At 45.3% G+C, this 20,076-nt stretch carries 14 protein-coding genes; 8 read left to right on the top strand and 6 right to left on the bottom strand.

Features of this window, described 5'->3' with window-relative positions; translation table 11 throughout:
* Window positions 1-137: 137 nt before the first annotated feature.
* Window positions 138-926 carry a formate/nitrite transporter family protein gene (locus MHB84_RS08580; protein WP_053784134.1) on the bottom strand — a complete coding sequence of 263 codons (789 nt, stop codon included), beginning with the start codon at window positions 924-926 and terminating at the stop codon, window positions 138-140.
* Between the two features lie 381 nt (window positions 927-1,307).
* Here MHB84_RS08580 and MHB84_RS08575 point away from each other — a divergent pair, with 381 nt between their 5' ends.
* Entirely contained in the window at window positions 1,308-3,971 is a 2,664-nt protein-coding gene (locus tag MHB84_RS08575) for an S-layer homology domain-containing protein (RefSeq protein ID WP_076290412.1), read from the top strand.
* A 40-nt stretch (window positions 3,972-4,011) separates the two neighbouring features.
* The gene (locus MHB84_RS08570) at window positions 4,012-8,349 is read left to right on the top strand and encodes an S-layer homology domain-containing protein (RefSeq protein WP_076290411.1); all 4,338 of its coding nucleotides are present in this window, start codon (window positions 4,012-4,014) and stop codon (window positions 8,347-8,349) included.
* Between the two features lie 142 nt (window positions 8,350-8,491).
* On the opposite strand, the gene MHB84_RS08565 is transcribed toward MHB84_RS08570, so the two are convergent.
* The 3 genes from MHB84_RS08565 to MHB84_RS08555 all read right to left on the bottom strand — a co-directional run bounded on the left by MHB84_RS08565 (window position 8,492) and on the right by MHB84_RS08555 (window position 10,652).
* Entirely contained in the window at window positions 8,492-9,025 is a 534-nt protein-coding gene (locus tag MHB84_RS08565) for a hypothetical protein (protein ID WP_076290410.1), read from the bottom strand.
* Between the two features lie 27 nt (window positions 9,026-9,052).
* Complete coding sequence (locus MHB84_RS08560; RefSeq protein WP_143764772.1) at window positions 9,053-9,271, bottom strand: bacteriocin immunity protein; 219 nt, start codon at window positions 9,269-9,271, stop codon at window positions 9,053-9,055.
* A 391-nt stretch (window positions 9,272-9,662) separates the two neighbouring features.
* Window positions 9,663-10,652 (bottom strand): zinc-binding dehydrogenase, encoded by a 990-nt coding sequence (locus MHB84_RS08555; protein ID WP_076290407.1) that lies wholly within the window; start codon window positions 10,650-10,652, stop codon window positions 9,663-9,665.
* Between the two features lie 137 nt (window positions 10,653-10,789).
* Here MHB84_RS08555 and MHB84_RS08550 point away from each other — a divergent pair, with 137 nt between their 5' ends.
* The 4 genes from MHB84_RS08550 (at window position 10,790) to MHB84_RS08535 (ending at window position 14,366) form a co-directional block, all read left to right on the top strand.
* On the top strand, window positions 10,790-11,665 hold the full coding sequence (locus tag MHB84_RS08550) for a LysR family transcriptional regulator (RefSeq protein WP_076290406.1): 876 nt from the start codon (window positions 10,790-10,792) through the stop codon (window positions 11,663-11,665).
* 6 nt (window positions 11,666-11,671) lie between these two features.
* Entirely contained in the window at window positions 11,672-12,772 is a 1,101-nt protein-coding gene (locus MHB84_RS08545; RefSeq protein ID WP_076290405.1) for a threonine aldolase family protein, read from the top strand.
* Window positions 12,773-12,972: 200 nt separating this feature from the next.
* Window positions 12,973-13,443: an SMI1/KNR4 family protein gene (locus MHB84_RS08540; RefSeq protein ID WP_076290404.1), complete on the top strand. Its 471-nt coding sequence runs from the start codon at window positions 12,973-12,975 to the stop codon at window positions 13,441-13,443.
* Window positions 13,444-13,475: 32 nt separating this feature from the next.
* Window positions 13,476-14,366, top strand: a complete 891-nt coding sequence (locus tag MHB84_RS08535) for a LysR substrate-binding domain-containing protein (protein WP_076290403.1) — start codon at window positions 13,476-13,478, stop codon at window positions 14,364-14,366.
* A 52-nt stretch (window positions 14,367-14,418) separates the two neighbouring features.
* Here MHB84_RS08535 and MHB84_RS08530 read toward each other — a convergent pair whose 3' ends face one another.
* Together MHB84_RS08530 and MHB84_RS08525 are read right to left on the bottom strand one after the other, a co-directional pair.
* Entirely contained in the window at window positions 14,419-15,408 is a 990-nt protein-coding gene (locus MHB84_RS08530; protein ID WP_076290402.1) for an aldo/keto reductase family protein, read from the bottom strand.
* Window positions 15,409-15,548: 140 nt separating this feature from the next.
* Window positions 15,549-16,580 carry a PocR ligand-binding domain-containing protein gene (locus MHB84_RS08525; protein WP_076290401.1) on the bottom strand — a complete coding sequence of 344 codons (1,032 nt, stop codon included), beginning with the start codon at window positions 16,578-16,580 and terminating at the stop codon, window positions 15,549-15,551.
* A gap of 370 nt (window positions 16,581-16,950) precedes the next feature.
* Here MHB84_RS08525 and MHB84_RS08520 point away from each other — a divergent pair, with 370 nt between their 5' ends.
* Window positions 16,951-18,096 (top strand): glycerol dehydrogenase, encoded by a 1,146-nt coding sequence (locus MHB84_RS08520; RefSeq protein WP_076290400.1) that lies wholly within the window; start codon window positions 16,951-16,953, stop codon window positions 18,094-18,096.
* A complete protein-coding gene (dhaK, locus tag MHB84_RS08515; protein ID WP_076290399.1) occupies window positions 18,093-19,862 on the top strand; it encodes a dihydroxyacetone kinase subunit DhaK in 1,770 nt (589 codons plus the stop codon). Before MHB84_RS08520 ends, dhaK begins: the two co-directional genes overlap by 4 nt.
* Window positions 19,863-20,076 lie beyond the last annotated feature (214 nt).

Raw genomic sequence — 20,076 nt, 5'->3', positions numbered from 1 at the left:
GTGAGCCTGCCCATAAACAAACACCCGCACAACCTTCATCACAGGATCGAAAGGTTGCGCGGGTGTTTGTGGTTTGGCTTAACGTCCAGCCACGGTCAGTTGACCGGACCAGTAAGGGGGCTTTTCTTGCCAAAAAATTAGTGTGTCTCTTCGTCCAGAAACGGTTTGTTCACCGCATAATACATAAAGCCCATCAACAGCACGCCGCCCACCAGATTGCCAAGCGTGACCGGAATCAGGTTATGAATAACCCCGCCGAATGAGATCGTCCCCGGATGGTTCAGTACCAGCGCAATGGCGAATGTACACATATTGGCGACGCTGTGCTCATATCCCGAGATGAAGAAACAGAAGACAAAGAGCATCATGGCGAACATTTTTGCACCATTCTCCTTCATGAACATTGGCACAAAGAACGCCAGACATACAAGCCAGTTACACAGAATGCCCCGGAAGAAGAGCTGCATGGCTGGTGCCTCCATCTTGTGCTCTACGACACTCAGCAGAAAACCATTCACCTGAGATGAATCGAACAGACCCGTCAGGTAGATTAACAAGGCAAATACCGCCGCACCCATCAGATTTCCACTGTAACTTGCAATCCACAGCTTCACCACTTCGAACCATTTCAGTTTCTTGCGTAAGGCTGCATAGGTGTAATAGAACGTATTTCCTGTGAACAAATCACCGCCACCATAGGCGATCAGAATAATTGCCGCGCCGAACGTGAGGGCCGCCATAGGGTATGTAAAAGGGGAATCCTCCATATAAAAGAAGTTACCCGTCTTGAACGCCACGATGACGCCAAACCCGATAAACATGCTGGCGAGCATGGAGCGTGCAAGGTACCTGATCAAGCTTTGTTTGTAAATCTTGTGTTTCTTCAGCGCCAGCTTCTCTACGTTGCGTAAACCTTCCGTTTCCATAATTCGCCTCCAATAGCTAAGTTGAATAATTGCATAAACTTACAAATCTCACCAAGTTCTTTTCATTATAACGAATTTTGAGGCAGATACACGTGATTTCAGAAAAAGAATGTAAGAAAGCGCAATGTGAGTTTTACGTAAATACGTATTATATGAACTGATATTATTTATTTTTTCATAATTTAATTGCACCTATTTCAATCCGATGGGCAATCCTTTTTGTATTTAACTTTTTGATCCAATGTTAAGTGAAGTGGGGGTGAAGGGATTATTAGTAAGCACCTTTTAATTGGATAATATGTTAGTTTTTTTGTTCAGAATTTGTTCAGAAAATCTTGATAAACTATGTGCCGAAAACGAAGTTTTTGGGGAGGAACAAGCATGAATCAGGATTGGAAAAAAATACTACTTACTTCAATTGTAGTGGGCATGCTGTGGGGAAATCAGATCGTCAACGCAGCCGATCAAACGGGAGGAGTAGCAAATCATATATCATCGGTGTTCACAGATCAAACCGATATCCGTTCCACTTCCTTGCAAGCGGTTCAGGAAGCGGTAAACCAAGGATTAATTGCGGGATATCCTGATGGCTCCTTTCATCCGAGCCAGCATTTGACTCGGAGAGAAATGGCCGTATTGCTGGCTAAAGCATCCCATTTAACACTTGATGAACCATCGCAATCGGTTCGGAATAATTCAGACTGGGCTGCACCTTATATTGATGCTATTCGAAAAGTAGGCTGGATGACTGGAGATGCATCCGGTAATTTCCGTGCCAACGATCCAATTCGACGGGAAGAACTCGCTTCCATCTTGGTTAGAGTTACAGGAGCACAAGGAATAAAGGGAGGTCAACAACAGACACTTTTAGATGAATCCATGGTGAGTAGTTGGGCCAAAGAGCAGGTACATACTGCATTAAAGCTTGGATTGTTGGAATCCAGTGAAGGAAGGTTCAGTTCCAAGGCTTTGGTGGAGCGGCAAGATATTGCTGGAATTCTAGTAGACGTTTTTCAAACGGGAGAGAGAACAGCTTCTCTGACTAAATTGGATGGAGATGTTGCCTACATCGACGGACGTCCTTTTGTAATTAGTAAAGAGCTTCAAAGTATTTTGAATGATGGGAATAAAGATGCATTACAGAACGCTGTGATCACTTATGATGCTCGAACACGTAATCTGTCTTCCTTGTCGGAAATTCAGATTGTTCAAGCAGGGACGGCTAAAGATCCAGTGACATTGGATCTGAAAGGTTCATCTTATAAGGGCGTGATTTCAGTCTCGGCGGACCATGTTGTTTTGAAAGCCGATACATTGCCACAGGTTGTCTTCAAACCAGGCTCGAGTGAAGTGACAATCGAAGGGGACATCGACGAAGTAATCATAAACACCACTAACAAAGTTAACGTTCAGGGAAGTGGGACGTGGAAACAGATTGTAATGAAAGATGCGAAGTCTGTTATTCAATTGCCTGAGACTGTAAAAACGGACAAGGTTATTCTTCCAAAGGGAGGAGCATCAACACAGATTATCCGCAGTACACCGACTGTAACGACACCATCCAGTAATACGTGGACTAGCAACTCTAATTCAGGTTCAGGTGGCTCATCAGGACCATCCACACCAACACCTGAACCAGAACCACCTGTTGTCATTGGACCTCCGTCTCCCGAGAATCAACCGCCGGTTGTTCAATCGACCATCCCCGACAAAATTGTATTTTTTGGAGAGGGTGCACAAGAGATTGATCTGAGCACTGTTTTTACGGATGCGGATGAAGATGAACTCAGTTATGAGATTTCAGAAATCGATCATAACATTGCTACTGTGGATATTCAGGGTTCAACATTGAGAATCCAGCCTATTGCTTTAGGTAATACGACGGTTACGGTGAAAGCTACGGACGGAAAGGGAGGAAGTATAACAACATCCTTTGGCTATTTTGTAAATCCGTTCGTTATAACCCCACCGATACCGCCAGTTATACCACCGATTGTACCGCCGCTACCTCCAATAAACCATGCTCCTGAAGTGGTGAAAACACTGCAAACTGTAGAAATTGAATTGGGTGCTGTAAGTGATCCGATAGATTTAAAAACTATTTTCTCAGACCCGGACGGAGATGAACTGACCTTCGTTGTATCCTCATCCGATAATCAAGTCGCGAGTGCTGATATTACAGACAGTATGATGACACTGAATATTTATTCTGTTGGAAGTGCCAAGTTGACTGTAACTGCCAAGGACAATTTCGGTGCAGCAGTGAAGAGCGAGTTCACTGTCGAGGTCAAAGCCCCTGTAGTTATTAATCATAAACCTACGGTAGCAGGGCAGATTTCTAAGTTGAATGTAACTTTGGGAAAGGTTAGCGATACGGTAAACCTGGCTGGCGTGTTCGAAGATTCAGATGGAGACATTCTGACGTATACGGCAGAATCTTCGGATTCCAATGTAGTAGATACCAGTGTGCAAGGAGAAACATTGTCATTGGGCTTCAAGAACGTTATTGGTTCAGCTACGGTTACGGTCAAAGCTACCGATCCTGATGGTGAAGAAGCTGAGACCACATTTACGGTTAACGTGGAAGACCCGGATGCAGGAAAGGGATTATTTATTTCTGAGGTAGTCTGGGGTGAGGAGTCCAATCAGGCAATTGAGTTGTATAATCCTACATCCAAACCGCTTAACGGAGGGGATATCACAATTGTACGCAGTGATTCCAATACTCCCATTACGCTGGACTCAGGCACAATTATTCCATCGAATAGTACGTTGGTTCTCGCAGAAGAGTTTAGTGAATTTTCAGATGAAGATTATTATTATCTGATTTTGGATCTGGTAGAGAATACGGAACCGGTAACGCTGACGCTATATTACAAAGGGGAAATCATGGATACGGCAGTTATTGTACCAACTCAATCTTTGACAAGAAAATGGGATACTGTTCAAGGCGACAAGGTTTCTTATGAGCCATCCGAATGGAGCAATATCGGAGAAAACAATTATGATAACTTGGGCAAATTCGATTCTTTAATTACTCCTTAATTTCGTTTAATTCAACAGCAGATACAGAAGGAGAATACTAATGCGAAAAATGAAAAGAACAGCACAATTAGCCATGATTGCATTGCTCTTAAGTAATACTGTTCCAGTTGCAGCACAGAGTCAGGATTCAGCAGATCAGAAGATAACCCCATCTAGCATATCTTCAGGCCCCAATGCTACAAATCAATTAAATGATTCGATGAATAAGGCTGTAGGCATGGGGTTTATCAAAGGAGATCCGGATGGGAACCTTCGGGCGACCGATCCGATCACCCGTCAGGAACTGGCGGTTGTTCTTGCGCAGGCTCTCGGACTAACAACAAGTAAGAAAGTTTCAGAGCCATTTGTAGATGTGAACTCAGCTAGTTGGTCAGCACCTTCCATTCAAGCGGTGAAGAAGGCTGGTCTTTTGCAGGGAGATGCAAAAGGGTATTTCCATCCACGAGCGGAGATTACCGGACAGGAATTGATCACCGTTTTGGTGAGAGCAACGGCTTATGCTAAACAAGGTAATCAAATAGAGTCACTTCCTTCGGAATGGAAAGGGGCAAGTGCGTGGGCGGCTCCTTATATCCAAGCTGCTGAGAAGGCTAATCTTCTAAGTGAATATCAGGGAGAGAATAAAGTTAAACAAGGTCTTGTTCGGGGCGAAGCCATAGGTATGATGTTGTCAGCCATCTTCCCAGAAACCCGCCTGTCTGTGGTTCAGTCAATCCATGGAAGCCAAGTTCAGATCAACGGAGTTGTCTATCAGATATCTGAACAAGTGGCAGGTCTTCTGAATGAACGCAACAAGGCTGTACTTGATCAGGCTGGTATACAGTTTAAGAGCCAAGATCATACAATTACCGAAATTAACGCCTTGGAAATTAGAAAAGGCGGAAAATCAGCACAGACAGGAGAGGCGGAATTCAGCCGTAATCTGTTATTGAATGCTGAGGAAACCACATTGAATGGAGATCTGACGATTAAGGCGGACTTCACTTCGGTACAAGGGCTTAAGATCAAAGGCAAACTGACGATAGCACCAGAGATGGAACATGATTTCTATGCCAAAAATATAAAAGTAGAACAATCTATTTCAGTTCAGGGTGGCGACAGCAATACCGTTGTGTTCGAAGACTCTGTTCTAAACAATGTGAATATAGATAAAAGTGATGTACATGTGGTGTTCTCGGGCAGTACGAATGCTCAAGAGGTTAGCGTTGAATCCGATAGTACTCTTGAAATTGCAAACACAGCTGAGCTGTCTTTGCTGAACATTGTAGATGGCGCAAGTAAGGTGGACTTGCAGGGAACTGTAGATAAAGTCAAGTTGAATACGTCACAGCCTCTGCAACTTAAGGGTAATGTCAGCCTGCAACAATTAACGGTAGATGGGGTTGGTGCTGTTAATCTTAATGTAGTGGGCGCCATTCAACAACTTCAGGTGAATAATGCAGCAGCACAGGTTAATATAACAGGGAATATTAAGGTTGCCGAGGTTTCTCTGGCTGCTGGAGTACCATCTTCGGCCGTAAGTGGAAACACCGGAACAGTAACTTCCAATGCGACATCTTCTTCGTCAGGTGGAACGGGAGCGAGCGAAACAACTCCTGTTGTTGCCAATCGATCACCTGAACTGCTGAAGCCATTTGAAAATCGCAAGTTTACGGCAAATGGTCAGGGTAAGACGTTAAACCTGAACGACTATGTGACTGATCCGGATGGTGATTCAATAACGTATACGGTTGCTTCGTCCAAATCCTCAGTAGCTAAGGTTGTGCTTAGTGGATCAAATCTCGAAATTATACCCTTGGAACATGGTACCGCCACAATAACTGTGTCCTCGAATGATGGTCGCGGCAAAAGGCTGAGGTCCACATTTGACGTCAACGTGAATGCACCACCTCTTCCATCACCGATCCCGGATCAAGAGCTTGTAGTCGGGTCAGGCAGCACAGATGTCCATCTCATGGTCTATGTTATGGATGATGAGAAATATGAATCGGAGCTGCTTTACAGTGTATTGAATAGTGCCCCGGAAATCGTGGATACAGAGATCGTAAAATCGGAATATGGGCAATCTGTATTGAGGTTAACGCCTAAAAAGGCGGGAGAGGTTGTTCTTAAAATCAAAGTGGATGATGGGCAAATCGCAGATGATGGCAGTACAGGTGTTACAGAACTCGACATGAGGGTTGTTGTTCTTCCACCACTAAATCGTGCGCCTATGGGAGAAGCTCCATCGAAAATAGACGTCTATCTGGGTGATGACATCCCTGTAGTGAAACTGAACGAGCTATATACCGATCCAGATGGTGATGCTTTAATGTATTCAGCAGCTTCATCCAATTCAGATGGGGTTACTGTGGAGGAAAATGCAGGTGAGTTGAAGTTAACTGCTCTTCAACTTGGAACGTATACCATATCGTATTCCGTAAATGACGGCAAGGGTGGAGTAACAAGTGGAACATTTGATATTAATGTAGATCCTATACCGAATTTGAATCCGGTAGGACAGTCACCTAGTTCGATTAACGTATACTTGGGTTTCCTACCAGATCGAATTCCATCTGTTAACTTAAATGATTATTATAGTGATCCGGACGGTGACCCACTTACATTCAGCGCCAGTTCATCTGATCCGGATGGATTAATAGTGGAGGAAGTTTCCGGAGTACTGAATTTGACTGCTTTGAAATTTGGAGAATATACCATTAACTATTCGGTGGAAGATGGTAGGGGAGGTTTCGTTTCCACTGGATTTCCAATAAGCGTTAATCCTAAGCCTAATGCTTCTCCAGTTCTTACGAGTGATCTACCTGCTCAAACGTTGTTTCTGGGTAAGGAGGATATTGTCATTGATCTCTCACAATATTTTAGTGATCCGGACGGAGATGTGTTAGAGTTTCAAACGCCAATTGACTTTAATAATTTCCTGATAGCAGAGATGAGCATTCAAGAAAACAAGCTGATTATTCATCCCAAGCGAGTTGGTCAATTTCAAGCTAACATTATAGCAAAAGATGTATATGGAAAAGAGGCAACAGCCTCTATTGATGTGGAGGTCTTAGAATCAGGAAGTATTGGTTCAATCCCAGATCAAACAATCATGTGGCCTTGGTCGACTTTGGATATAGATCTTACTCCTTACCTGTTGAATTTTGATATAAGTACTTTAACGGTTGATGCCTCTTCTGGAGACGTCAATATTGCGGAAGTTTCTACCGCTGGTCCAAAGGTATCTGTCGCTCCAGTTGCGGAAGGACAGACCACCGTGACGTTGTCGGTTTATGATCAGTCTGGACGAAGGGAGCAAGTATCCTTTGGCATGACCATACAAGGCGAGCCTGCTGGCCCTAATATATCACCAGAGGTTGTAAGCAACATTTACGAACAAGTGTTAACGCCAACGGTAACGAATGATCGTACGTTTGATCTGAGTCAATTGTTTAGTGATCCCGATGGAGATTCGTTACAATTTGCAATTAGCAGCAGTTCGAGCGTAGCAGTTAATGCAAGCATTAATGGTAGCCTGTTAACCTTGAAGCCGGGAACAGGTAATGCAGTAGCCCCATTAACCCTGACGGCGAAGGATGGAAAAGGTGGAGAGGCAGAGTATTCCTTTAATGTTCGTACCGCTTCTCTGGTGAATGCTGGAGTGATGCAGATCAATACAAAATCAGGGGTGCAGGATGCTCTAACCTATTCAACCTCGAATTTGTTCCCGGGACAGACAAGTTTCAAACTATATAGTGGCACACCAGATTCGACGTTTACGGGACCGGATACGATAAATACGACTCAAATTACTTTAACCGCATCTCCGTTGTACTTCTGGATTATTGGAAATGATGGTAGAGCCGTGGTCGTTCAGGTCAATTCGCTTCCACAAGGCTCACCCGAGTTGTTTTTCTCTCAATACATGGATGCAGGAGATGGACGTAGTGTTGTCCAACTGTACTATACTGGTGACGGTAATCCGTCTCACAAGGCAACAGGTTATCAAGTGGATGTGTATCAGTGGATGAAAAAGACGTCAACAATGAAGGTGACGACGAAAAATGTATTTGATGTTGTTCCAGGAATGCCTTTCATTTATATAAATTATATATTTTATGATTTTTTTGACATCACTTCAGCCACGTACTACAATGATGAACTGGAATTGTATAACCCGAATGAGTATAACGTCGTTGCTTTGGTTCTCAAAAAGGACGGAAGAATTGTCGATGTACTGGGAGACCCATCCTCGCATGATCAATTTATGCCTGCTGGTGGGACATTTATTCGCAAACGTGGGATTTACACGGGTTCACAACAGTTCTCATTAACAGGTGAGTGGAACGAGTTCCCTAAAGGAAACTTACAATACGTGGGTAAACATACACCGTAGAGTTAAGGGTAATAAACCAAGAAATACAGTTTACTAGGTAGTATGTTTCATGAATGATATTAAAAATCCTCCATGCTCTGAACTTGAGTATGGAGGATTTTAATATTTAACCGGAGATGGATACATACGGGGTCTGAGAATCTCAATCTTCGGTTCCTCTGTTCGTTCGGACAGATTTCGTAGCAGCTTCTCCTGGTTTTGATTCAGTTTTCGTAAAATTCGTGTTTATTTGAAGTGACTCTAATGCGGACTTTGCACCAGAAACATGTTGATGTGCAACAAGAACAGCAAAGGCTGCACTTTTAACCAAAATATACGCATCCCCCTCCAATACCTCCTGAGCCAACTTGATCTCGGTTTCTGTAATGGGCAGAAGAGCGAGAGTTTGAAAGACATAATTTTGTACATCCTCATCTTCTTCAGGATCACGAACAAGTTGCACGGCAGCATGAAGGATCTTATCCAGAAAAGCAGAGGAGCCCGCCATACCAAGAGCACGCCACGCTTCGATGCGTACCAGATCTTCTTCGTTCGTATCCATGCTAATAGCAAGAACTTGCTGAGTAAGGTGGTTATCCGTCAGCTCGATCAGATCACGAAGTGCTTGTAGTTTTTCTTCTCCACTGATAGCGTTAAAATCAGTTTGTTCATTGTTGTTATGATTCATGTCAGACATATCCGATCATTCACCTCCTAAAGTATGTTAGGGCTGGGGCGGAAGAATGATTGGACGAGCAGACAGCGCCTCTTCCACAATCTGTTCGGGTGTCAGGTCTCGATTATCCCAGAAAATCAGATTACTGATCTCAGCATAAGGCATCTGTTGCTGTAGCTCGTTTAGCATCTCATCCAGTTCATTTCCTGTTCCTTCGGCATTCATCAACTTTCGAACTAATTCTACCAAGTGCAAATGGTTGGACATGTCGATACCTCCTGAATGATTCATAGAGTAAATAATTTAGTCTTTCATGGGTTGATCCAATGGATCATACGTAACGATCACCGGTAAAAATTCGGGCTCTAGCATCAGGCTTATGAGTTGCTCGTCTTGATTAGCATAAGAAATGAAATAGCTTCCAAAATGAGATTCAAAGATGAAATCCCTGTATTGATAGGAGCGTTCCGGATACTTTATGTTCAAATATAGCGTAGTTATCCCTCGAGCAAAGGTTGCTTTCAACATCGGAATTTGGGACAAAAGTATAATTGCGACCAGAACAATGGCTGTACGTTTAGCGAGACGGGTCAGATGGATTCCCCCATTATCGTAAAATGATTTGTACCAATTAAGGAAGGTCCATCTAAACCAGATGTCACTCCACGAGTATAGCAAGATTGCCAAACTGCTCTCCCTTTTCCATACGTTCGAAAGCTTTCGCTGTGTCCTGTAGCTGATATATGCTATCGATCACAGGATGTAAATTATGTTCTTCCACCCATTGCAGCATCTGGACAAACTCTTCACGGCTGCCCATGGAGGTGCCAATCAGGCTAACTTGCGGGAAAAAGATGGAGCGGATTGGAACATTCAGATCATCTCCCGAGCTTGCGCCATACATCACGATACGACCACCTGGTCTGATTATATCAAAATATTTGGGGAACATGGCTTGTCCGATGCTATCCAAGATGAAATCAACAGGATCAAGACCGTTCTGCACACTCCAGTCTGCATGACTGTCCAGAGCTTGGAAAGCGCCCAGACGCAGAGCCTCATGTCTCTTGGCTTCTCTTCTGGATGTAACAGTTACCTTGGCACCAGCAGTTACGGCCATGAGCAGGGCATAGGTCGCTACACCGCCGCCAATACCGGGAATAAGGATATGTTCACCCTGCTTAAGTCCGCCACGAGTGAATAAGGCGCGGTATGCTGTCAAAGCCGAAAGGGACAACACTCCTGCTTCCGCCCAGGATAGATGAGAGGGTTTGGGCAAGGCATTTCTAGCAGACAGCGTAATATATTGTGCGAGAGTTCCATCCGTAGGGCCTCCTACAATATCGGGCACAATGGGCACGTCTACTGCGTGGTCCCAACCGAGAGTAGGGTGGATAATGACCTCATCACCTACGGATAAGTCCTCTACACCTTCTCCAATCGCTATGATTACACCTGCTCCATCGGAACCAAGAATGAGTGGTGAGTCTTGGAATGTACGTCCTGCCATGATGAACAGATCACGATGATTAATTCCAGCAGATTTCAGTTGGATCTGTACTTCACCGGCTTCCGGTGCCCGAGATGTTGACTTTGTATATTGAAGACCTTCAAGTCCGCTCTGGCCGGAGTGTATAACAGCTTTCATTTACAAAATTCCTCCTTGTGTATATAAAAACTTCACTACTGAGCCTCATTGTACAGATGGGGCAGATTCACGTAAAATGAACAAAAATGAATGTCAGTATCAATTCAGATAATAGATAACAAGCAGGTGATCAGGGCATGGATGCAGGAGATTTAAAAGTATTTCAGGCGGTTGCCCGCGAAGGCAGTATCAGCAAAGCAGCATTAGCGCTGAATTATGTGCAATCTAATGTAACAACACGAATTAAACAGTTGGAAGATCAGCTGCAAGTACCACTGTTTTATCGCTCCAACCGAGGCATGTCGCTCACACCAGCGGGTGAGAATTTGCTGGGATATGCGGATAAAATATTACATTTATTATATGAAGCGGAGCAGGCAACGCAGATCGGAAATCCACCTGTAGGGATACTTCGTCTTGGTGCGATTGAGACCGCTGCCTCCAGTTATCTGACGCCGCTGCTCGCTGAATATCGTTTATGTTACCCCGAGGTTCAGCATTCGTTAATTACAGGGGGGACACATGAACTCAATCGGAAGGTCATTCAACATGAGCTGCATGGAGCTTTGGTATATGGCCCGATCGACCACCCTGAGCTGAACTATATGAAAGTGTACGACGAAGAGTTGGTACTGATTGCAGAACCCGGAACCTATGAAATGCATGCTCTATTGTGCAAACCGATGTTGTTTTTTGAAGTAGGCTGTACCCATCGCGCGCAGGCAGAAGCCTTTTTGAAAGATCAAGGCGTACACACCCTCAACGTTACGGAATATGGAACACTGGACACCATTATGAATGGCGTATCTGCGGGAATAGGTGTGTCATTGCTCCCACGATCCTCGGTTACGAAAGCCGAAAGGAGAGGCGAGGTTACAGTGTTATCTTTGCCTGATCCGTATCGCAGGTTGGAAATAGGATTTGTGCATTCCCGGAGTGAGCATCAATACGGAGCGCTGGGTGCACTGGTGCAGATGATAACGAACCAAAAAACCAGAACAATAAAGGAGTAAATAACCTTGAAGAATACAGAGTTAACATTAGCCGAAGCTTTTAATCAGGCAGAGTTTATTATAGGTGGTCATGGAAGTCGTAAAGTCAAAGTACTTCAGGAAGCGCTGGAGCAGGTGGATGGGGAACAGTATAGTGATCATTATGGCAACGGTAAAATCATTGATCAATTCCAGCAGCAGATGGCTGACGTTCTGGGCAAGGAATCAGCTGTATTTTTCCCCAGTGGTACGATGGCACAGCAAATCGCCTTACGTATCTGGTGTGACCGCAAAGGCATCAAGCGGGTAGCTTATCATCCTTTATCTCATCTGGAAATCCATGAGGAAGACGGACTGAAAGAGTTACATCAGATTGAATCCATTTTGCTGGCGGACGAGAACCGACTGATTCGATTGGAAGATGTAGAGGGGATGAATGAGGAAATTTCCTGCCTACTGCTTGAACTGCCACAACGCGAGATTGGTGGACAATTGCCTGCCTATGAAGAGTTGGAGGCAATCTCAGCCTATTGCCGTGAACGTGGAATCAAGCTTCATCTGGACGGGGCACGTTTGTTCGAAATCACGCCTTATTATCAGAAGACACCCGCCGAGATTTGCAGTCTGTTCGATAGTGTCTACGTGTCTTTTTACAAAGGCATTGGAGGAATTGCTGGGGCTATATTGGCAGGAGATACGGATGTTATGCAAGAATCGAAAATATGGAAGCGTCGGCACGGCGGCGATCTGATCGGCCTATATCCATATATTCTTAGTTCTCAATATTATTTCAATGAACGGTTTGGCAAAATGGGGCTTTATTATGAGCAGGCGAAGGAACTTGCTTCCTTGTTAAATGCGTGTCACGGTATACGTACATTGCCGGAAGTACCCGTCTCCAATATGTTTCACGTACATTTTCCCTTGGCTCAAGCCGAGGTGGAGCGTATTCTGGCATCCATGACTCAGCAATTCGGGTTGGGGATTACTTCATACTTGCAGCAGACCAGTGCTCATAGTTGTGCCTTTGAATTGTCAACGGGGGATCGATATCAGAATGTACCCAAGGACAAGCTGCATTCAGCGCTACAATGGCTGGATGGAGAACTACGGAAACATGTGAACTAAAATAAAGCTATGCTTATTCTGCCTTATCCACTTGCTGGATAGGGCATTTTTGTTGCAGGAAAAGAAGGATAGCTGACGAAAGGTACTTTAATGCAGCAATAACAGCAATAATGCAGCTTCTGGTATCATCGCGTCGTTAATAGTGAACATATTCGTGGACCACAATTTCATTGATTTTCATTTATAGAGGAGGAGTTCAAGTGGAGTCGATAGGTTTGGAACCCATTCGTGATCTTTTGGTTGAAGCTTACAATACAACAATGGGAGAAGGGTGTACTCCTGAAACGCAACAGAGCATTGAGGATTTTGAGCAAAAGTATAACGTGAAATTGCCCGCAGTGTATCGTGAGCTCTTGCTTGAATTTGGTGCATGCAACTTCGGCGATCCTGCCTTGTATTCGGTGAAAGAATTGAATTGGGCATATCCCGAGTTCCTGGAAGTATACCGTGAATATGAGAAGGAATACGAGTTGCCCGCTGAGCTGCAACCATTTCCAATTGGTGGGTTTGGCGAAGGAAGCATTGCTATACTGGATCAAAATTCTGGCAAGGTTCTGATGTTAATCCACGATGCGGGAGAACTACCTCTTCGTGAGATAGCCGTGGACTTTAATGAATTAATGACGATGCTGGCTGAATCAGCCGTTTGGGTTCAGGAACAGATGAAGTAAGAGGTCAGACAGAAGGGAAGTACATCAGGCGAATGGATATTCGAAAATTACGATACTTTATCACCGTGGCGGAGGAGCTTCATTTCCACCGTGCGGCTGAGAAATTAAATATGACGCAGCCGCCGCTGAGCCAGCAGATTCAGAATCTGGAGGAAGAGCTCGGCGTGAAGTTATTGGAACGCACGAAAAAAATGGTTCGTCTCACGGCAGCCGGTGCCGTATTTCTGGAACAGGCGAGGCTGATCATGGCCCAACTTGAGCGATCCATCCAGCTTACGCAGAAGGCTGACCAGGGCATCATTGGACATTTAACGGTTGCTTTTGTGGATTCGGCTTCGGGGAGTATTATGGTCAATGTGTTGAGGAAATTTCGTGCGGCGTACCCGCAGATTGAACTTACGTTGCGTGAGATGACCTCGTCCCAACAATTGCAGGCACTAGCAGATGGACAGATCCATATTGGATTTTTGCGGTATCAGGATCACAACGGAGATTTGTCGTTCCGGGTCTGTCAGACGGAAACATTACTCGCAGTGCTGCCAGACCATCACCCTTTAGCTGCACAGACTCAGGTGTCAATAACCGAGCTGGAGGAAGAAGATTTTATTTTATTCCCGCGGCATCTGGGCTCTCCGTTCCATCGTCTTATCCTGGATTATTGCAGGGAGCATGGTGTAGATCCTCGTATTACACAGGAAGCCATTCAGATGTACACGATTGTGAATCTCGTTGCAGCGGGCATGGGGATATCCATCGTTCCTTCTTCAGTAGATGTGTTCGAGCGGAGGGGTGTGGTATTTCTACCACTAATAGAAAGTCCGCCCTCCGTACCGTTATACACGGCATGGCGGACGGACATGAATCAGGAAGTGATTTCCCGTTTTATGAATATTGTAGATGAAATTGTTGAAGGGTTGTCGTGAAAATGATTAGTTCAACTTATAGAGTATGGTTAGAGTAGTTTAAGAAGAGCTACTAACCCGTCTTGGCAGGGTTTCTCTCAATCCATTCACCTAATATTTCATCAATGCGGGACAGGATGTCCCGATCCAGTTGAACACCAGAGGCTTTCACATTCTCAAGGACTTGCTCTGGACGGGATGCCCCAATAATGACGGATGACACATACGGATGCTGAAGAACCCAGGCGACGGCAAGTTGAGGGAGCGTCAGCCCGATCTCTTTCGCGAGTGGAATAAGCTGCTGAACAGCAGTCAGAACGTCGTCACGTAACCACCGACCAGCAAGATTATTGAAAAAGGGTGCTCCAGCCTCGGCAGCTGCACGTGATCCGGCTGGCAGTGCTTCGTGCGGAATATATTTACCAGATAGTATGCCCTGAGCCAAGGGAGACCATGTAATGTGGCCAAGACCTGCTTGTGTACTTGCTGGTACAACTTCCTGCTCAATAACCCGCCATAACATGGAATACTGTGGCTGGCTCGCAATAAAAGGCACGCGAAGCTCCTTAGCTAATGCGGAACCTTCTTCGATCTGAGCCGCAGTCCATTCGCTAACTCCGATATAGTGAACCTTGCCCTGGCGAACCAGATCGGCAAACGCAAGGAATGTTTCCTCCAGCGGCGTATTTGGATCATAACGATGAGCATAATAGACATCGATATAATCGGTTTGCAATCTTTGCAATGAAGCGTTGCAGGCCTCCATGATATGTTTGCGGGAAAGTCCTCTGTCGTTGCGACCTGAGCCAGTTGGATGACAGACTTTGGTACACAGCTCAATACTTTCTCTTCGAGTCTCCTTTAGAGCATGTCCTAACACAGTTTCTGCCTTGGTGTTGGAATAGACGTCTGCCGTATCAAATGTCGTGATGCCTGCCTCCAAAGCAGCTCGGACACAAGCTTTTGCGGTTCCATCTTCCACTTGTGCTCCATGTGTAATCCAGTTGCCCAGTGAAATCTCACTGACGGTTAGACCGCTGTTTCCCAATTTGCGATATTCCATGCGTGACGCCTCCCTAAGTAATCTGGACTCCATTGTAGCAATGGCAGATTAATAGGTGAAATATCTTTTAACCCCATCTTTAATATGAAAAAGATATCATTGAGTTTTCTCTTGTAACGAAAACGTATGGCTAAACGTGCTCATTGTTTCTGCATGTATTTGCGATATAAGGCTGGCGTAATCTCCTCGAATTTCTTAAATATTTTGATGAAATAACCCGATTCATTGAACCCCAGTTCATCACTGATCTGTGACACGGGCATGTCCGTAACTTCCAGCAATTGCTTGGCCCATTTGATTTTGAGTCGTGCAATATAAGTCGTGAAGTTCTCACCTGTTTCCTTAGCAAACAGCCTGCTGAAATAACTTGGACTCAGGTGGCACAGATCGGCCATTTGTTTAAGCGAGACTTGCTCACTCTTGTGACTGTGGATATATTCAAAGGCAGGTTGGAGCACCGGGCTGGAGCTCTCTGTATCACTTGGACTGTTTTTAAGATAGGCATCTGCAATCGCATTGGTCATTTCTTTTTTGATCGACTCAATATTACGGATGGAGTATCCAGGCAAAATAGTGGACAGATTCAGAGACTCCTGATGACCCGAAGCTTTCTCGAACATTTCCACCAGCAAATTTTTGTTCAGTGCTTCCTCCACGATGTAATTACAGAGTAAAGAAAGCATGTTGGAAATTTTCACAACCTCTTCATAGGTCATGACAGGCAACTGGTCGTAATCGTCCTGTAATTCCTTTAGCTTTGCAGCATGCATAGGCACGTTCTTGGACGTGACGATCTGTTCCAGTTCCGTCCCTTTCTCCGGGTCAGCGAGCTTCACCTGTCCTGCCATTACCGCACCAATATATTTTCCATCAATGGTGATTGGAATCGCGATATCCACGATATTAAAATGACACAGATATACATAAGGTTCGTTCAATCGAACGGCTTCCAGACCACCACGAGAATCACATTTCTGGCAGTAGGGGAGCAGTTCGGGATCTTTGCGAACATTTTGGCAAAAGGCCTGACAGCTGCTATGGCTGGTTACGGGAATGCCTTTATAATCAACGGTTAGAATAGCCAGCTTGGTCACAGTGGCAAGAGAATCCTGTAGACGCTTCCATTTATTCAGGTCGAGGATTTTATTGATGTGCAAATACTCTTTAATCATGGGTGGAACCCTCCATAGCTAACCTGATGAATGATTTCGTTCGTTAAAAGTTAGCAAGTTGTACATATTAAGATGAGTTAATGACGGGTAATGTATAGATGATGTCAAAAATTAACCTATCGCATGACAATAAGATACCATGATTCCATTGAAAAGCAAAAAATTACGATTGCAAATTATAATAATTTGTTATCAAAGTCCACTGTAAACCTCATATGCATGGTATATATTTAGGTTAATTGTGAGTATTTAAAATTTAATGTTTAAGTTCATCTAAGAATTACATCAGATAGCCTTGTTGAAGGTATGCAGGACATTTATGCAGTAAACGAAAACGAACTTATATCATCCATAGGAGGTTTATATCATTATGAGAAAAGCATTTATTAGTCCAACGAAATATGTGCAAGGCGAAGACGAATTGTTGAACCTCGGTTACTTTGTGAAATCCTTTGGTGAATCTGCATTGCTTATCGCACATCCGGATGATGTACAGCGTGTAAAGGCGAAGCTCGATGCAACGGCACAAAAATTCAATATTACGTTTGTTGAAAGCGGTTTTAGAGGGGAATGTTCCCGCGAGGAAGTTGCTCGTCTCCAGGAAATTGCGAAAGAAAAAGGATGCACATGTACAATTGGCCTCGGTGGCGGTAAAGCGATCGATGCAGCCAAATGTGTGGCAGAAGGCGAAGCGCTAATCATCTGTCCTACCATCGCAGCAACGGATGCGCCAACAAGTCACTCTGCTGTGTTGTATACGCCGGAAGGTGCTTTTGATGACTATGCGTATTTCAAACAAAGCCCTAGTGTTGTTCTCGTGGACACAACGGTTATTGCAAACGCACCAACACGTTTCCTTGTATCGGGTATGGGTGACGCGTTGTCTACGTACTTCGAAGCAAGAGCTACAGCAAAGTCGTACTCTCGTGTTAACGCAAGTCTGCCGATGGGTTCCCGTGAAGGATACACGCCATCCGCAGTAGGTACGAATGCAGCACTTGCTCTTGCAAAACTGTGTTATGAAATGCTGCTGACGGATGGATTAAAAGCGAAAGTAGCCAGTGACAGCAACGTCGTGACTCAAGCGCTGGAAAACATCGTTGAGACAAACATTCTGTTGTCTGGTCTTGGATTTGAGAGTGGAGGTCTGGCTGCAGCCCATGCGATCCACAATGGTTTGACTGTTCTGGAGGGTACACATCACTTCTTCCACGGTGAAAAAGTATCATTCGGTACGATTGCACAACTCGTCCTTGAAAATGCACCAACCGAAGAGCTGCATGAAGTCATGGACTTCTGTCTCGCAGTGGGACTGCCTATAAGCTTGGCGGATATCGGTGTAGATACCATTACTCAGGAAGAGTTGTTGAAGGTGGCCGAGATCGCATGTATTCCGGAAGAATCCATTCACGCCATGCCGTTCCCGATTACTGTTCCTGAAGTGGCCGCTGCCATTGCAGCGGCTGACCGTATGGGACGGGACTACAAAGCAGCTCGCCGGGAGGTGAAATCATGAAGAAAATCATCAATCAGGCTGAAAATGTCGTCATGGAAATGTGCAACGGGATTGCGCTGGCGCACCCGGAGCTTGAATTTTTGAAAAAATATAAGGTCATTAAACGCAGAGAAATTAATGGGGATAAAGTCAGCCTCATCAGCGGCGGTGGCAGTGGACACGAACCGGCTCATGCGGGTTATGTAGGCAAAGGCATGCTGGATGCTGCGGTCTGTGGAGATGTATTCGCATCCCCTTCCCAGATTCAGGTATACCAGGCGATCAAGGCCACAGCCAGTAATAAGGGTACGCTGCTAATCATCAAAAACTATAGCGGCGACATGATGAACTTCAAAAACGCAGCGCATCTTGCCGAGGAAGATGGCATTGACGTGCAATATGTACGGGTTGAGGATGACATTGCTGTTCAAGACAGTCTGTATACGGTAGGACGCCGCGGCGTTGCCGGAACCGTACTGGTGCACAAAATCGCTGGAGCCGCAGCCGAAGAAGGCCGCAGTCTGGCAGAGGTGAAAACTGTTGCTGAGAAAGCAGCCCAGAACGTTCGCAGCATCGGATTTGGATTCACATCCTGTACCGTGCCTGCCAAAGGAACACCGACATTTGAAATCGCTGAAGATGAGATGGAATTCGGTGTGGGAATTCATGGTGAGCCCGGAATTCGCCGCGAGAAATTGGTATCTGCGGATGAGCTTGCAGGACGCATGGTTGAAGCACTGCTTGCAGACATGAAGCTGGACAACGATGCTTCCGCTGAGATTGCAGTGCTTGTCAATGGATTTGGTGCGACACCTTTACAGGAGCTCTATCTGCTCAACAACTCGGTTCAACGTGAGCTGGCACAGCGTTCAGGACTGGGTGTAGCCACTACGTTTGTTGGCAATTACATGACGAGCATCGATATGGCAGGCGCATCGGTAACCATCCTGAAACTGGACGATGAACTGAAAACGTTGTTGTTTAAGGAAAGTGATACACCTGCTTTCAAAGTGTCTGGTCCTCCAGTAGCACAAGTGACATATTCCGAAGCACTGGAAGCCGTCGTGACTGAAGATGCGCCAGTATCCTATGAAGTGGAGACACCTGCAACGTCTGCGGTGATCAACAACAATCAATTCTCCGTGGATAATATCGTCTACCTGATCGATAAGATGAGTGAGATCATCATCAAGAACGAAGTACCATTCTGTGAACTGGATTCCCATGCAGGTGACGGCGATTTTGGCATGAGTGTAGCGAAGGGCTTTAGACAGCTCAAACGCGAATGGAACCATATCGTGAACGAAGAGAAAAAGAATATCGGTTCATTCCTCGATGCATGCTCTCTTGTCATTATGGAATACTGCGGTGGTGCATCCGGCCCAATCTGGGGTTCGGCATTCCGGGCAGCAGGCAAAGCCGTTGGTGACAAGCAGCAATTGAACGTTGCAGAGTTCGCTGATATGATGCAGGCGGCAGTGCAGGGGATTCAGTCTACTGGCGAACGGTCCTTCGGACGTGGTGCCGTTGTAGGTGACAAGACATTAATTGACGCACTTGTCCCTTGTGCAGACGCATGGACGCAAAGTGCGAAGTCTGGAGATGACTTCAAAACGGCGTTTGCCAAAGGTGCCGAAGCGGCAGTAGAAGGTGCGAAGAAAACAGAAGACATCGTGGCACGTATGGGCCGCGCGGGTGCTGTTGGCGATCGCAGTCTCGGATACCCGGATGCTGGCGCATATGCGCTGGGTGTTATATTTACAGAGCTATCCGAGTCAATGAAATAAATATGGAGTGCAACGGGATTACACGTGGCCACTCCGATTGCAGACCATACTTGATTTAGACACTCAGGAACTACACAGACAGAAAACCATTCGATCTCTCTTACCCCCGGATTTCAATGATTTTCCCCTGAAGGGAGAAATCCGGTGATAAAGGAGCACGCTCCGCTTCTTCAGGTTCTTTCTGTCTGTTTCGCTCTTGTGTCTATACCAAATT

Origin of the sequence: Paenibacillus sp. FSL F4-0087 (genome assembly GCF_038020215.1) — a bacterium.
Lineage (GTDB): Bacteria > Bacillota > Bacilli > Paenibacillales > Paenibacillaceae > Paenibacillus > Paenibacillus taichungensis.
Note: the sequence above shows the minus strand (reverse complement) of the source record. Positions and strands in the feature narration are given on the sequence as shown.

Bases quoted from the DNA above. Each gene is read 5' to 3' on its own strand.
- MHB84_RS08520 (WP_076290400.1), top strand. From the start codon at position 16,951: ATGAGAAAAGCATTTATTAGTCCAACGAAATATGTGCAAGGCGAAGAC.
- MHB84_RS08570 (WP_076290411.1), top strand. From the start codon at position 4,012: ATGCGAAAAATGAAAAGAACAGCACAATTAGCCATGATTGCATTGCTC.
- MHB84_RS08555 (WP_076290407.1), bottom strand. From the start codon at position 10,652: ATGAAAGCTGTTATACACTCCGGCCAGAGCGGACTTGAAGGTCTTCAA.
- MHB84_RS08550 (WP_076290406.1), top strand. From the start codon at position 10,790: ATGGATGCAGGAGATTTAAAAGTATTTCAGGCGGTTGCCCGCGAAGGC.
- MHB84_RS08575 (WP_076290412.1), top strand. From the start codon at position 1,308: ATGAATCAGGATTGGAAAAAAATACTACTTACTTCAATTGTAGTGGGC.
- MHB84_RS08580 (WP_053784134.1), bottom strand. From the start codon at position 926: ATGGAAACGGAAGGTTTACGCAACGTAGAGAAGCTGGCGCTGAAGAAA.
- MHB84_RS08530 (WP_076290402.1), bottom strand. From the start codon at position 15,408: ATGGAATATCGCAAATTGGGAAACAGCGGTCTAACCGTCAGTGAGATT.
- MHB84_RS08525 (WP_076290401.1), bottom strand. From the start codon at position 16,580: ATGATTAAAGAGTATTTGCACATCAATAAAATCCTCGACCTGAATAAA.
- MHB84_RS08535 (WP_076290403.1), top strand. From the start codon at position 13,476: ATGGATATTCGAAAATTACGATACTTTATCACCGTGGCGGAGGAGCTT.
- MHB84_RS08565 (WP_076290410.1), bottom strand. From the start codon at position 9,025: ATGTCTGACATGAATCATAACAACAATGAACAAACTGATTTTAACGCT.
- MHB84_RS08560 (WP_143764772.1), bottom strand. From the start codon at position 9,271: ATGTCCAACCATTTGCACTTGGTAGAATTAGTTCGAAAGTTGATGAAT.
- dhaK (WP_076290399.1), top strand. From the start codon at position 18,093: ATGAAGAAAATCATCAATCAGGCTGAAAATGTCGTCATGGAAATGTGC.